13 protein-coding genes and 1 pseudogene are annotated in these 13,922 nt (G+C 67.6%); 5 read left to right on the forward strand and 9 right to left on the reverse strand.

The annotated features are described in order from the left end of the window. Nucleotides 1-152 precede the first annotated feature (152 nt). Nucleotides 153-416: a hypothetical protein gene (locus tag ACV22V_RS28665; RefSeq protein WP_059528378.1), complete on the forward strand. Its 264-nt coding sequence runs from the start codon at nucleotides 153-155 to the stop codon at nucleotides 414-416. A gap of 87 nt (nucleotides 417-503) precedes the next feature. On the opposite strand, the gene ACV22V_RS28670 is transcribed toward ACV22V_RS28665, so the two are convergent. After that, on the reverse strand, nucleotides 504-1,298 hold the full coding sequence (locus ACV22V_RS28670; RefSeq protein WP_059528381.1) for an AraC family transcriptional regulator: 795 nt from the start codon (nucleotides 1,296-1,298) through the stop codon (nucleotides 504-506). Nucleotides 1,299-1,965: 667 nt separating this feature from the next. Between ACV22V_RS28670 and ACV22V_RS28675 the strand changes: the two genes are divergently transcribed. After that, nucleotides 1,966-3,102: a branched-chain amino acid ABC transporter substrate-binding protein gene (locus tag ACV22V_RS28675; RefSeq protein WP_448016190.1), complete on the forward strand. Its 1,137-nt coding sequence runs from the start codon at nucleotides 1,966-1,968 to the stop codon at nucleotides 3,100-3,102. A gap of 321 nt (nucleotides 3,103-3,423) precedes the next feature. After that, on the forward strand, nucleotides 3,424-4,734 hold the full coding sequence (locus tag ACV22V_RS28680; RefSeq protein WP_448016191.1) for an MFS transporter: 1,311 nt from the start codon (nucleotides 3,424-3,426) through the stop codon (nucleotides 4,732-4,734). A gap of 129 nt (nucleotides 4,735-4,863) precedes the next feature. On the opposite strand, the gene ACV22V_RS28685 is transcribed toward ACV22V_RS28680, so the two are convergent. The 4 genes from ACV22V_RS28685 to garD form a co-directional block, all read right to left on the reverse strand. Next, a complete protein-coding gene (locus ACV22V_RS28685) occupies nucleotides 4,864-5,301 on the reverse strand; it encodes a DoxX family protein (RefSeq protein WP_059528390.1) in 438 nt (145 codons plus the stop codon). Nucleotides 5,302-5,526: 225 nt separating this feature from the next. After that, a complete protein-coding gene (locus tag ACV22V_RS28690) occupies nucleotides 5,527-5,982 on the reverse strand; it encodes an RbsD/FucU family protein (RefSeq protein ID WP_059528393.1) in 456 nt (151 codons plus the stop codon). A gap of 78 nt (nucleotides 5,983-6,060) precedes the next feature. Then, a complete protein-coding gene (locus tag ACV22V_RS28695) occupies nucleotides 6,061-6,453 on the reverse strand; it encodes a nuclear transport factor 2 family protein (protein ID WP_322039488.1) in 393 nt (130 codons plus the stop codon). A 181-nt stretch (nucleotides 6,454-6,634) separates the two neighbouring features. Beyond that, a complete protein-coding gene (garD, locus tag ACV22V_RS28700) occupies nucleotides 6,635-8,188 on the reverse strand; it encodes a galactarate dehydratase (protein WP_059692295.1) in 1,554 nt (517 codons plus the stop codon). A 230-nt stretch (nucleotides 8,189-8,418) separates the two neighbouring features. Here garD and kdgD point away from each other — a divergent pair, with 230 nt between their 5' ends. Next, the gene (gene kdgD / locus ACV22V_RS28705; protein ID WP_059528402.1) at nucleotides 8,419-9,333 is read left to right on the forward strand and encodes a 5-dehydro-4-deoxyglucarate dehydratase; all 915 of its coding nucleotides are present in this window, start codon (nucleotides 8,419-8,421) and stop codon (nucleotides 9,331-9,333) included. Nucleotides 9,334-9,468: 135 nt separating this feature from the next. Here kdgD and ACV22V_RS28710 read toward each other — a convergent pair whose 3' ends face one another. Then, nucleotides 9,469-10,020, reverse strand: coding sequence for a hypothetical protein (locus ACV22V_RS28710; RefSeq protein ID WP_448016192.1), 552 nt, complete (start codon nucleotides 10,018-10,020; stop codon nucleotides 9,469-9,471). Nucleotides 10,021-10,212: 192 nt separating this feature from the next. Next, nucleotides 10,213-11,790 carry an aldehyde dehydrogenase (NADP(+)) gene (locus tag ACV22V_RS28715; RefSeq protein WP_321848658.1) on the reverse strand — a complete coding sequence of 526 codons (1,578 nt, stop codon included), beginning with the start codon at nucleotides 11,788-11,790 and terminating at the stop codon, nucleotides 10,213-10,215. 246 nt (nucleotides 11,791-12,036) lie between these two features. On the opposite strand from ACV22V_RS28715, the pseudogene ACV22V_RS28720 reads away from it, so the two are divergent. Continuing rightward, nucleotides 12,037-12,235 (forward strand): annotated as a pseudogene (locus tag ACV22V_RS28720) (MFS transporter); the annotation flags it as partial. Here the strand turns inward: ACV22V_RS28720 and ACV22V_RS28725 are convergent. Together ACV22V_RS28725 and ACV22V_RS28730 are read right to left on the reverse strand one after the other, a co-directional pair. Further along, a complete protein-coding gene (locus tag ACV22V_RS28725) occupies nucleotides 12,235-12,960 on the reverse strand; it encodes a site-2 protease family protein (RefSeq protein ID WP_059508586.1) in 726 nt (241 codons plus the stop codon). The pseudogene ACV22V_RS28720 and the gene ACV22V_RS28725 sit on opposite strands and share 1 nt — an antisense overlap. Then, nucleotides 12,957-13,919: a DUF2167 domain-containing protein gene (locus tag ACV22V_RS28730; RefSeq protein ID WP_448016193.1), complete on the reverse strand. Its 963-nt coding sequence runs from the start codon at nucleotides 13,917-13,919 to the stop codon at nucleotides 12,957-12,959. Before ACV22V_RS28730 ends, ACV22V_RS28725 begins: the two co-directional genes overlap by 4 nt. Nucleotides 13,920-13,922: the final 3 nt, after the last annotated feature.

A 13,922-nucleotide genomic window follows, 5' to 3' on the forward strand; every position in this document is an offset into this window, starting at 1 on the left:
GGCCGAAAACCGCCGCCGGGCGGAGGTTACATCCGGTAACGCACGCCGCACTGCAGCATCGGCCTGGCCACCGCGGTTTTAAGAATCGCTTAAGTCTTCGACGGCACCATCCGCAACCAGTACCGACGGATATCTCGAAAAGGAGGACAGCGATGAGCGCCGTAGATGCACCCGCGGGCCGCCCGGCCGCCCCCCCTGTGAAAAAGACGATGCTGCGCCGTTTGCTCAGCCATCATGAAATCGCGACTCTGCTCGTGCTGCTGCACGCACCGATCGGCGCGAACGCCAAACCCGAATTGCCCGCGCTGCAGGAAGCCGGCCTCGTCGAGATGATCAAGCTCGACGCCGACACGGCACCGAGCTTCCGCCTGACCGAAGACGGCACGGCCGTCCTGAAAGGCCTCGGCTACCGCTGAGCCGCCGCTTTCCCGCTTCCTTTCCCCGCTTCGTACTCTCGCACCGCCCCGATCCTTCAGACCCGCCGGCCCGCCCGGCGCGTCACTTCACCCTGCCCGGTCCTGCAGCATCAGCCGGTATTCCGTCGGCGTCATGCCGACCGTCGCCTTGAACTGGCGCGTGAACGCGCTGTGATCCGTATAACCGCATAGCGCCGCGACGTCGGTCACCTTGTCGTGCGTGACGAGCAGCGCCGTGGCCGCGTCGAGCCGCGTTTTCAGCAGCACCTGGCGCGGCGTCAGGTGAAACACCTTGTGGAAGTAGCGTTCGAGCTGCGCGACCGACATCCCGGCCATCTGCGCAAGCTGCTTCAGGTTCAGCGGCTGCACGTAGTGATCCTGGATGTGCTGCACCACGTCGGCGAGCTTGCTGTAGGCCGGATGCGATCCCTCGTGCGCCTTCAGGTCGCGCGAGATGCCCGCGAGACCGACCACCTTGCCGGCCGCGTCGCGCAGCGGCTCCTTGCAGGTCAGACACCAGCCCGGCTGGCGGCCCGGATACAGATGCAGCTCGAGCTGGTCCATCAGCTGCTGGCCGGCGGTGATCGTCGCCATGTCCTGTTCGAAGTAGGTCCGGCCGAAGCGGCGCGGAAACACCTCGTCGGTCGTCTTGCCGAGCAGGTCGCGCTTGTCCTTGTAGCCGCAGCGCATCGCCAGCGTGCGGTTGACGAGCGCGTAGCGGCCGTTCGCGTCCTTCACGAAGAACGCGACGTCGGGCAGTGCGTCGAACACCGGCTCGAGCAGGCGGAAGTGCGCGAGCATCGCGCCGAGATCGGCGTTGTCGGGCTGGTAGCGCAGCGTATCGGACAGGCTCATGGGCGGTGCGGCAAGAAAGGTCGTCATCCCGGCATTGGCGAAGGGAGTGGCTGATGGCGTCGATTATAGGAGCGCGCTCGAGAACACGTCGTGGCGATCTCGGGCAAGCGATCGGGCGGCGCGATGAACGGCGGTCCGCGCAACGCGCCGCCGATCGGCGACGATCAGCGACGATCGGGGGGCCGCATACGTCGGCGCATCGTACGCCGTGCGGTTGTGCGCGCAACCACTGCGGCGCGCTTGTCGGGCGGCGCCGATTTCGCATCGGCCCGCTGCATGGCGCCGGGCATCCGTCGGCAACGTCGGCGATATCGATGCACCCCGCTGGCGCCGCGACAACCCGCGCCCGGACCCGCCATCCTAGAAATGCCGGCGTGTCGCGTCTTGGCGCGATTGCGCATCCCACATGACGATTTCGGCATATATCAGGGTTATCGACGATATGCCGAAATCGTCGCCGGCCGCGCATCGAACGCGCAAGACGCGCGCATTTTCGCTACCTAGACTTCGATCAACGGTTACGAGACGACATCCCGCCGCCGCCGCACACGCCGATTCCGGCACAACCCGCGCAGCGCATGGCACACACCGCACGGCCGTCGCAACGGCCTGCGGACCGATACGTCTCGCCCGGTTTACCGCACCGGCCCGCTGGCCGGCGGCGGCCCAACCACGCCATCAAGGGGAAGTGAAAGTGAAGCTGAAGGTATCGCACGTCGCGCTGGCCGCTGCCTGCGCACTGTCGGGCGCACACGCCATCGCCGCCGACGTCGTCAAGATCGGTTTCGCCGCACCGCTGACGGGGCCGCAGTCGAACTACGGCACGGACATGCAGAAGGGCGTGCAGCTCGCGATCGCCGATTTCAACGCGACGCATCCGACGATCGGCGGTCAGCCGGTCACGTTCCAGCTCGACTCGCAGGACGACCAGGCCGACCCGCGCACCGGCACGACGGTCGCGCAGCGGCTGATCGACGACAACGTCCGTGGCGTCATCGGCCACTTCAACTCGGGCACGAGCATTCCGGCGTCCGACCTGTACGATCGCGCGGGGCTGCCGCAAATCTCGATGGCGACGTCGCCGCAATACACGGCGCGCGGCTACAAGACGACCTACCGGCTGCTGACGAGCGACGCGCAAGCGGGCCGCATCGTCGGCACGTACGCGGTGAAGACGCTGCGCTTCAAGCGCATCGCGATCATCGACGACCGCACGGCCTACGGCCAGGGTATCGCCGACGAATTCGCGAAGGCCGTGCAGGCCGCCGGCGGCACCATCGTCAAGCGTGATTTCACGAACGACAAGGCGCTCGACTTCTCTGCAATCCTGACCAACCTGAAGGGCATCAACCCCGACGCGATCTTCTACGGCGGCGGCGACGCGCAGTCTTCGCCGATGATCCGCAAGATGCGCCAGCTCGGGATGAAGGCCGCCTTCGTGACCGGCGAGATGTCGCGCTCGCCGACGTTCCTGAAGGTCGGCGGCGAAGCGGCCGAAGGCGCGATCGTCTACATGGGCGGCCTGCCGAAGGAAAAGATGCCGGGCTTCGCCGGCTACGCATCGCGCTACAAGGCACGCTTCAATGAAGACGTGATCACCTATTCGCCCTACTCGTACGACGGCACGATCGCGCTGCTCACCGCGATGAAGGACGCAAACTCGACCGACCCGAAGGTTTACACGCCGTATCTCGGCAAGGTGTCGATCAAGGGCGTGTCGGCGCCGAGCATCGCGTACGACGCGAAGGGCGACCTGAAGGATGCGCCGGTGACGATCTACAAGGTCGAGCACGGCGCGTTCAAGCCGGTCGACACGATCGCCGGCAGCTGATCGAGCAGCCCCTGTCACGCGCGCGGCGCGGCAAGCGGTTCACCCGCCTGCCGCGCCGCGTGCGTTTCGTCCCGACGAAGTCCGAAGCATTCCTCGGCGCGGCCCCGCGCGCACGCATTTCGCGCTCCTGTAGAATCCCCCCACCCGCTTTGACGCTTCGTCTGCGTCGTGCCCCATCCCGGTGCGACGGTGCGTGTCGCGTGCCCATCCGGCGCTCGGCACACGCTCGACGACGCAAGCCGCGCCTTGCCAGTCCATGCCGATAGCGGGTTCTGGAGACGCAGCACCGACAACAACATTCGAAAACCGATCGTCCTGACCATGCAAGCTTCCGAATTGAGCGGCGTGCCTCGCGCCGCCGAACGCGCGCTCACGCGCAGCGACTATAAAACTCTTGGCCTTGCCGCACTCGGCGGCGCTCTCGAGTTCTACGACTTCATCATCTTCGTGTTCTTCGCACCCGCGATCGGACAGCTGTTCTTCCCGCACGACATTCCCGACTGGCTGCGCCAGCTGCAGACGTTCGGCATCTTCGCGGCCGGCTATCTCGCGCGCCCGCTCGGCGGCGTGATCATGGCGCACTTCGGCGACCTGTTCGGCCGCAAGCGGATGTTCACGCTGAGCGTGCTGATGATGTCGGTGCCGACGCTGCTGATGGGCCTGCTGCCGACCTACGACTCGATCGGCATCCTCGCGCCGGTGTTGCTGCTGCTGTTCCGCGTGCTGCAGGGCGCGGCGGTCGGCGGCGAAGTGCCGGGCGCATGGGTGTTCGTGTCGGAGCACGTGCCGTCGCGCCACATCGGCTATGCGTGCGGCACGCTGACCGCGGGCCTCACGGCCGGCATCCTGCTCGGCTCGCTGGTCGCTGCCGGCATCAACAGCCGTTACTCGGGCGCCGAAGTCACCGCGTTCGCGTGGCGCATTCCGTTCCTGCTCGGCGGCGTGTTCGGCCTGTTCTCCGTGTACCTGCGCCGCTGGCTGCACGAGACGCCGGTGTTCGCCGAGATGAAGGCGAAGAAGGCGCTCGCGGCCGAGATTCCGCTGAAGGCCGTGCTGCGCGACCACGGCCGCGCGGTAATCGTGTCGATGCTGCTCACGTGGATGTTGTCGGCGGCGATCGTCGTCGTGATCCTGATGACGCCCGCGCTGCTGCAGAAGCAGTTTCACCTGACGCCCGCCACCACGCTGTTCGCGAACAGCATCGCGACGCTGTGCCTGACGGCCGGCTGCATCACCGCCGGCTCGCTCGCGGGCTGGATCGGCGCGAAGCGCGTGCTCGGCATCGGCGGCCTCGTGCTGGCCGCGTGCTACTACCTGCTGTTCGCGCAGGTCGCGGCCGACGCGTCGACGCTGCCGCTGTATTACGGGATCGCCGGCTTCGCGGTCGGCACGATCGGCGCGGTGCCGTTCGTGATGGTGAAAAGCTTCCCGGCCGTCGTGAGCTTCTCGGGCATCTCGTTCTCGTACAACGTCGCGTATGCGATCTTCGGCGGCCTGACGCCGGTGATCGTGTCGCTGATGATGAAGTCGAACCCGCTCGCGCCGGTCGTGTATGTCGCGACGATCTGCGTGCTCGGCGCGATCGCCGTGCAGTTCTCGAAGGATGCGAAGGACCTGAAGGACGCACGCTGAACCCCGGCGCGCATGCGCCCGTTGAATGAACAAAGGGCCGAATCCCGCGATGTGCGGGATTCGGCCCTTTTGATTTGGTTCAGCGCGGCGCGCGACGCGCGTGCGTCGCGCCGCTCAGCCCGGTTCGACTCAGCGCAGCGCGCCGTACGACGAACTCGGCCGGCGCAGCGCGTCGATGCTCGCGCCGCCCGCGCCGGTCACGAACAGCAGCAGGAAGCCGCCGGCGATCGCGATGTTCTTCCAGAAGTGGATCACCATGTCGTGCTGGACCGCGGCGTCGGTCGCGTCCCAGAAATTGTGTCCGACCATCGCGGTCGCGACCGTATAGAACGCCATCAGCAACGCGAGCGGCTTCACCTTGTAGCCGACGATCAGCAGCAGGCCGCCGAGCGCTTCGATCGTGACGACGACCGGGCCCGTCACCTGCGGATAGGGCACGTTCAGCCCATGCAGATAGCCGATGAAATCGCTGTAGCCGAGCAGCTTCATCACGCCGCCCCACAAGAACAACGCCGCCAGCGCCAGGCGTGCGAAAAAAATGACGCCGGAATCGACGGAACGCGTCATGCCTCTCTCCTCGTATGCAATTCGGCCGTCCGCGCGAGGCGTGCCCGCACGGTTCGGAGCCGCGCGGCCCTGTCGGGCCCGCGGCAAATGGGCCAGCATAGAGGGTCTTTTCGCGGTGTCCAAGAAAAAGGTTGTAGCAAATCTTTACACCGCGGCGGCGACGCAGGCATGACGGCACCACGAAGAACGACGCCCGGCCGCCGCCTCGAATAAAGGGAACGAGCCTTAACCGGCGTCGCTCAGCAGCACGCCCTTCTTGAACAGGAAGCAGCCGTAGCCGCGCAGCTCGCCGGTGACGATCACCGCATACGCCTGCTGCGCACGCTCGTAGAACGCGAATCGATCGACGCCCACGAGCGGCACGGCGCGCCCTTCCGCGCGATCGATTTCCGCCTGCACTTCGCGCTGCACGGGCGGCACCGCGGCCGGGTCGCCGACCACTTCCATCCGCCACGCCGGCGTCTCGACGAACGTATCGAGCGGCAACACGGACAGCACCGCGCGCGCGACGCGCGCCGAGTCGGCGCCGTCGATGCGCAGTGCGCGGCCGACCACCGTGTGCTCGGCGACGGATTCCGCCGGAAAATTCGCATCGCAAATCGCCACTTCATCTCCGTGGCCCATCGCGCGCAGCGTGTGCAGGATGTCGGCGTGCAGCAGAGGATCGAGATTCTTCAGCATGTGGGCAAGTCTCCGGGATCGGGAACGAATGGCATAAGTTACCCGATCCCGGCGGCCGCGGGGCATGCATCGCTCACGTCACGACGCCGCGCCCGGCATTTCGTCGATGAAACCCGTGACCGACTTCAGGCGGCCCGACGCATCGACGGTGCCGAAATCCGAACCCTTCACGATCGCCGCGCCGTCGGGCGACACGAGCGCCCACGAGAAGCGCAGATGCTGGCCGAATCCGTCGACGTCGGTCGTGCGGCGGAATCGGAACGCGGGGAAGCGCGCCTGCACCGCGGCGATCATCGTGTCGATGCCCGCGTGGCCGTCGCCGGCCATCAGCGGATCGCGATAGGCCGCGTCGCTCGCGTAGGTCGCATCGATCAGCGCGCGCCGGCGCGCGACGTCGGGCTCGTTCCACGCGTCGAAATAGCGGTCGATCAGGTCGGCGTGTGCGGACTGAACGGTTTGGGCGGTGTTCATGCGAGGCTCCTGGTCTGGATGAAGGGAGGACAGCGCCGCGGACGTTTCGTGTTCGCGTGCCGCCATCGTCGCCGGCCTCGCATCGGCGGTCGATTACGTTCGAGGTAAGGAAATCGCGTCGCCGCAATCAAAAACGGGCGCCCGAAGGCGCCCGCATCGTCTGCCGTTGCAATCGCGCGCGTCAGGTCACCGGCGCCGGATTGAACAGCGTCAGCGCATTCGCGAGCTTCCATTGCTCGGCCCACGTGCGGCGCTTGCCGCTCGCGACGTCGAGCATCAGCCGGAACAGCTCCCAGCCCACGTCCTCGATCGAGGCCGCGCCGGTCGCGATCTGCCCCGCGTCGAGATCCATCAGGTCGTGCCAGCGCCGCGCGAGATCGCTGCGCGTCGCGACCTTGATCACCGGCACCTGCGCGAGGCCGTACGGCGTGCCGCGGCCGGTCGTGAAAACGTGCAGGTTCATCCCCGCCGCGAGCTGCAGCGTGCCGCAGATGAAATCGCTCGCGGGCGTCGCCGCGTACAGCAACCCCTTCTGCCGCGCCCGATCGCCGGGACGCACGACGCCGGCGATCGGCGCGCTGCCCGACTTCACGATCGAACCCATCGCCTTCTCGACGATGTTCGACAGGCCGCCCTTCTTGTTGCCGGGCGTCGTGTTCGCGCTGCGATCGACGCGGCCGCGCTGCAGGTAGCGGTCGTACCAGTCCATCTCGCGGATGATCTCGCGGGCGACGTCCTCGTTCGCCGCGCGCGACGTGAGCTGCGCGACGCCGTCGCGCACTTCGGTCACTTCCGAGAACATGATCGTCGCGCCCGCGCGCACGAGCAGGTCGGCCGCGAAGCCGACCGCCGGGTTCGCGGTCAGCCCCGAGAACGCATCGCTGCCGCCGCACTGCACGCCGACGACGAGATCCGACGCCGGACAGGTCTCGCGACGGCGGCGGTTCAGCCGCTCGAGATGCGATTCGGCCATCGTCATGATCGAGTCGATCATCGAGTTGAAGCCGACGTGCGCGGCGTCCTGCAGGCACACGACGCCGCCGTTGTCCGTCGCGCCGTCGGCCGCCAGCGGAATCGCGCCGGGCGGCAGCAGGCGCTCGGGCTGCAGCTTCTCGCAGCCGAGGCTCACCGTCATCACCTCGCCGCCGAAGTTCGGGTTCAGGCTGATGTTGCGCAGCGTGCGGATCGGGATGTCGGCATCGGGCGCATCGATCGCGACGCCGCAGCCATACGTGTGCTCGAGCCCGACCACGTCGTCGACATTCGGGTAACGCGGCAGCAGTTCGTCCTTGATCCGCTTCACCGCATGCTCGACGACGCCCGACACGCACTGCACGGTCGTCGTGATCGCGAGGATGTTGCGCGTGCCGACCGACCCGTCGGGATTGCGAAAGCCCTCGAACGTATAGCCTTCGAGCGGCGCCAGCGGCGGCGCGGCGCGCGTGGCGAGCGGCAGGTCGTCGAGCCCCGGCGGCTCGGGCATGCGCATCGTGCGCTCGTTGACCCAACTGCCGCGGCGCAGCTCGGTGAGCGCGTAGCCGATCACGACGTTGTAGCGGACGATCGGGTCGCCGGCCGCGAGGTCGACCAGCGCGACCTTGTGCCCTTGCGGCACGCCTTCGCGCAGCGTCAGGCCGTCGGCGAACGTCGCGCCCTCGGGCAAGCCGCCGTCGTTGACGACGATCGCGACGTTGTCGTCCGGGTGCACGCGGATATAAAGGGGGGAAGCAGTCATTGGAATTCCTGGGAGGCTATCAGCCAAATCGTTAGTCATCATATGACATTCGACGTCAACCCGCGATGCTGCGTAAACCCTTATCCGGAAAGACCCTACCCTTTACCCGCCGGCAAACCGCTTGCGCTGCGCTTTCCTGCGTTGTACGATGACATACAACGACATCGCCAATATGGCTCGGATGGCGTACCCGACGAACCCAGCCCTCGCGCTAGACGGACGACCCAACCATGACCTCACCGCAAGAACTCAAACAGATCATCTCCCACGGCCTGCTGTCGTTTCCGCTGACGGACTTCGACGCGGACGGCAGCTTCCGCCCGACCACCTATGCCGAGCGTCTGGAATGGCTGGCGCCGTATGGCGCGACCGCGCTGTTCGCGGCCGGCGGCACCGGTGAATTCTTCTCGCTCACGCAGCGCGAGTATTCGGACGTGATCCGCGTCGCGACGGAAACCTGCAAGGGCAAGGTGCCGATCCTGGCCGGCGCCGGCGGCGGGACACGCGTCGCGATCGAATATGCGCAGGAAGCCGAGCGCCTCGGCGCGAGCGGCGTGCTGCTGATGCCGCACTACCTGACCGAAGCCAGCCAGGAAGGCATCGCCGAACACGTCGAGCAGGTGTGCCGCGCGCTGAAGATCGGCGTCGTGGTGTACAACCGCGCGAATTCGAAGCTGAACGCAGACATGCTCGAGCGCCTCGCCGACCGCTGCCCGAACCTGATCGGCTTCAAGGACGGCGTCGGCGAAATCGAGAGCATGGTCACGATCCGCCGCCGCCTCGGCGACCGCTTCGCGTACCTCGGCGGCCTGCCGACGGCCGAAGTCTATGCGGCCGCGTACAAGGCGCTCGGCGTGCCGGTGTACTCGTCGGCCGTATTCAACTTCATCCCGAAGACGGCGATGGCGTTCTACGAAGCGATCGCGAAGGACGACCACGCAACGGTCGGCCGCCTGATCGACGAATTCTTCCTGCCGTACCTGAAGATCCGCAATCGTCGCGCGGGCTACGCGGTCAGCATCGTGAAGGCAGGCGCGAAGCTCGTCGGCCACGACGCGGGCCCGGTGCGCGCGCCGCTCGTCGACCTCACCGACGCCGAAATGGCCGAACTGGACGTGCTGATCAGGAAGATGGGCCCGCAGTAAGCGGATACGGCCGGCGCGGCGCCTTCGACGGCACCGCGGCCGGCTCGTTGCCTGTGTTGCATCGCGGCCGGCGCCTGCCGGCCGCGGTCGTTTGCAGCGGCGGCCATGCCACGCATCCCGCCGCGATGCGCGCGGTCACATCTGCGCGATGACGCCGATGATCCGGTGACGCACGTTGCCGAGCTTGATCCGGGTCGCCTCGATCTGCCCTTGCGCGCCCGTCCGCACGCGTGCGTTCGACCCGTCGCCGAGAATCTGCCCCAGCACGTCGCGATCGACGACCGCGTCGAAGAACCGGCCGACCGTGATCGTCGCCGACTGCTTCGCGGTCAGAAGCGCGCTGTTGGCCTGCATCAGCGCTTCGGTGCGCAGGCTCTGGTCGCGGTCGTCGATGTTGCGGCGATGCTCGAGCGCGAACACCAGCGCTTCCATGTCCTGCCGGAAACGTCGCACGGCGAGGCCGAACATGAGCGAATGCGCATCGGAGCCCGTGACGGGCCGCCCCTGGTTGATGGTCACGTCGAATTCGCTGCCGCCCAGGTCGCGCTGGAATTCCAGCAGCGCATTCGCGAGCACGCGCCCTTCGCTGTACTGGCCGATCCGGCTGCGCACCGAATGCGCGACGTCGCCGATCGCCTTCCACAATCCGGCGGCGAACAGGTGGTCGCCGCGCTTGCTGATGTTCATCGGATGGTTCCCTCTTGGAATTTTGTGGTCTCTCAGGCTCGCCTGCGGGCCGGGCGGCCCGAGGCCCCGCTACTGTAGGAGAAATTCCGGCGACGCGGAAGCCATCATGAAAAAAGCGGAGGCAGCCCGCCGGCCGCCCCCGCTTTCAGTCGTTCAGCAAGCGGCCCGGCTTCGCGCCGCGCCGCCGCACCGTCACTCCGCCTTTCCGTCCCGCAGCCGCGGAACGCCGAGCGGATTGCTTTCCTGCAGCCCTTCGGGCAGCAGGTCGTCCGGGAAGTCCTGATAGCACACCGGCCGCAGGAAACGGTCGATCGCGGTCGCGCCGACCGACGTGACCGCCGGGTTCGACGTCGCCGGGAACGGCCCGCCGTGCACCATCGCGTCGCACACTTCGACGCCGGTCGGGTAGCCGTTGACGAGCAGGCGCCCGGCCTTGCGTTCGAGGATCGGCAGCAGGCGGCGCGCGAGCGGCTTGTCGTCGGCGTCCATCTGGAGCGTGGCCGTCAGCTGGCCCTCGAGTGCGTCGAGCACGCGTGCGACTTCGTCGAGATCACGGCAACGCACGATCAGCGATGCCGGCCCGAACACTTCGTGGCCGAACGCCGGCTCGGCCAGGAACGCCGGCGCCGCGACTTCGTACAGCGCGCCGCCTGCCTGGCATTCGGTCTGCGCCGCCTCGCCCACGCCGACTTCGCGCACGCCCGGCAGTTCGGCCAGCTTGCCGCGGCCATTGCGATATGCGTCGGCGATGCCGCTCGTCAGCATCACGCCGGCCGGTTTCTTCGCGAGCGCCTGCGCCGCGACGGACTCGAAGCGGTCGAGATCGGGGCCATCGACCGCCAGCACGAGGCCCGGATTCGTGCAGAACTGGCCGGTGCCGAGCGTCAGCGAATCGACGAAGCCGGTCGCGATCGCGTCGCCGCGCGCGGCCAGCGCGGCCGGGAACAGCACGACCGGGTTGATGCTGCTCATTTCCGCATAGACGGGAATCGGCTGCGGGCGGGCGTTCGCGAGCTGCACGAGCGCCATGCCGCCCTGCCGCGAGCCGGTGAAGCCGACGGCCTGCACCGCCGGATGGCTGACGAGCGCCGCGCCGGTCACGCGGCCGGGGCCGATCAGCAGCGAGAACACGCCGGCCGGCATCCCGCATTTCGCGACCGCGGCGCGGATCGCGCGGCCGACCAGCTCGGACGTGCCGAGGTGCGCCTCATGGGCCTTCACGATCACCGGGCAGCCGGCCGCGAGTGCCGACGCGGTATCGCCGCCGGCCACCGAGAACGCGAGCGGGAAGTTGCTCGCGCCGAACACCGCGACGGGCCCGAGCCCGACCTTCTGCAGCCGCAGGTCCGAGCGCGGCAGCGGCGTGCGCGCGGGCTGCGCGGGATCGATCGACGCGGCGAGGAAGCGTCCGTCGCGCACGACGCGCGCGAACAGCCGGAGCTGGCCGACGGTGCGGCCGCGCTCGCCCTGCAGCCGCGCGACGGGCAGGCCCGTTTCGGCGTGTGCGCGCTCGATCAGCGCGTCGCCGAGCGCGACGATTTCGTCGGCGATCGTTTCGAGAAACGCCGCGCGGGCCGCCAGCGGCTGCGCGCGGTACGCGTCGAACGCGTCGCGCGCAAGCTCGCACGCGCGGTCGACGTCCGCCTGCGTCGCGACGCCGAAGGCCGGCGCATCGATCGGCGCGCCCTTCGTCGGGTCGAACGCGTGCAGGGTACCGGCCGAGCCGGCCACCGCATCGGCGCCGATCAGCATCTCTCCAGTCAGTTGCATGGGGTGTGCTCCGTGTTTCGGTAATGATTGGTTGATTGTAGCTCAACAGATACGATGTCTGCCGACACGATTTCAGGATTCGCGCCGATCGTCGATCCTGCCACACTCTGCGCGAAACCCTTATCCCTTCGGGCTTTGCCCAAATGTTGGCCATTTCACGCCGCTTCGCCAAGGGAAAACCCGAAGTTTCGGGTTCGGCGAGGCCTCATGAACTTTTTGTCATGTCATACGACGACGTACGTTGAAGTGTCCAATCAAACATCCCCCTCGCGATCTTCCGATCGATCTCGCGCGCACCGCCCGCCGCACCGTCGTGCGCTACTGGATCGTGGCGATGCTGTTCGCCGTCGCGGCGTTCAACTAGGCATACGTGCTCGCGCAATTGCCGAGCGGCTGGCAAAGACGACGGCGGCCGCGCATGAGCGGCCGCCGTTTTTACATCGCTCAGGCCGCCGAATGCGCGACGCGCAGCATGTCGTGCACGCCGGACGTCATCAGTGCGAGAAACGCGAGCAGGCCGACGTAGAAAAGCGCGTAAGTCGTTTTCGTCTCGACCGACGTCGTGTAGTACGCGCGGTTCTCCGGCGCGTCGGGATCGTAACGCCAGGCGCGCTTCAACTGCGGCAACGCGAGGATCGCCATCACGATCAGGAGCGGGCTCGGCCGGTACGCGAACAGCGCGATCAGCACGGGCACGCCCGCGAACCAGATGCGCGGCGACAGCACCGCCGTGATGCGCCCGCCGTCGAACGGCGACAGCGGAATCATGTTGAACAGGTTCAGGAAGAAGCCCGTATAGGCGAGCGCGAGCAGCAGGTTGCTGTCGTAGTGCCGCGCGGCCGCGTAGCAGGCCAGCGCGCCAAGCGTGCCGACGAACGGCCCGGCCAACCCGACGTACGCTTCGGTTTCGGCGTCGTGCGGCATCTCCTTCAGCTGGATCCACGCGCCGACGAACGGAATGAACGTCGGCAGCCCGACGTCGAGCCCGCGCCGCTGCGCGGCCACGTAGTGGCCGGCTTCGTGGACCAGCAGCAGCGCGACGAAACCGGCCGCGAAGCGCCACCCGTAAAACAGCGCGTAGACCGCGATCGACGCCAGCATGGTGCCCGCCGACATGAGCACCTTGCCGAGCTTCAGGCCGCCGAAGATCAGCAGCAGCAGCTTGGTCATTCCTTGCGCTCCGTGCCGGACACGGCGGCTGCGTCGGTTGCATCGGCGACGACCGGCACGGCCGCCGGCTTCGGCTTGCGCCCGAAGAAGCGCTTCAGCGCCGCGCCGCCCGCCAGCAACGCGACCGCGCCGATCTTGAAGAACTTCACGGCAAACGCGCCGATCAGCGCGAGCAGCCCGAGTTTCTTCGCGCCGACGCCGACGATCAGCGCCGCGAGCCCGTACTCGGCGACGTGGTCGGTCGACTTGTTGAAATCGGCATAGCGCTTGCCGTCGTTGAAGCGGATGTTCGCGAGCAGGTCGTCGGCCGAAGCCTTGTACTTCGGCAGATCGGCGAGCGTCGACGCCATCGTCAGCGACAGGTAGCCGTCACGGCCGAGCACGAGCGTCCGGTAATTCACGCCGTCGCTCTCCGCGTTCGCGGCCGCCCCCTTGTCGCGGATGATCGCGGACCACACGAGCCGGTGCGTGGCGGCGTCGTACGCGGGCGCCTGCGCCCAGCCGACCACCTCGGTCTCGGGCAGCCCGCGCTCCTTGCGCGCCGGGTTGTTTTCCTCGGTGCCGGCCTGCAGGCTCTTCAGCAATTCGTCGGGTCTCCAGTCCTTCGCGTCGTCGTCGCGGATGTAGCCGCTCGGCTCGAACGACACGACCGAGATCCAGTCGGCGTTCGGGTCCTCGGGCAGCACGAGGCCGACCAGCTTCGATTCGTCGATCGAGTTGCCCATCGAGCGCAGGTAGCGGCCGGCTTCGGCGGCCGGCACGAACGATTCGCCTTCCTTCAGCTTCAGCACGGCTTCGTGCTTGACGTCGATATCGGCCGGCCCCTTCACGACGACCTTGTTGGCGGCCGCGGCGGCGGCCCTCATTTCGACCTGCGCGGCTTCGGTCTGCGCATGGCCGCCGGTTGCGGCGAGCGCAAGCATCGCCACGCTGGCGACGCGGACGGCGATTTTTTTCATTGT

The organism is Burkholderia sp. AW33-5 (assembly GCF_053427615.1).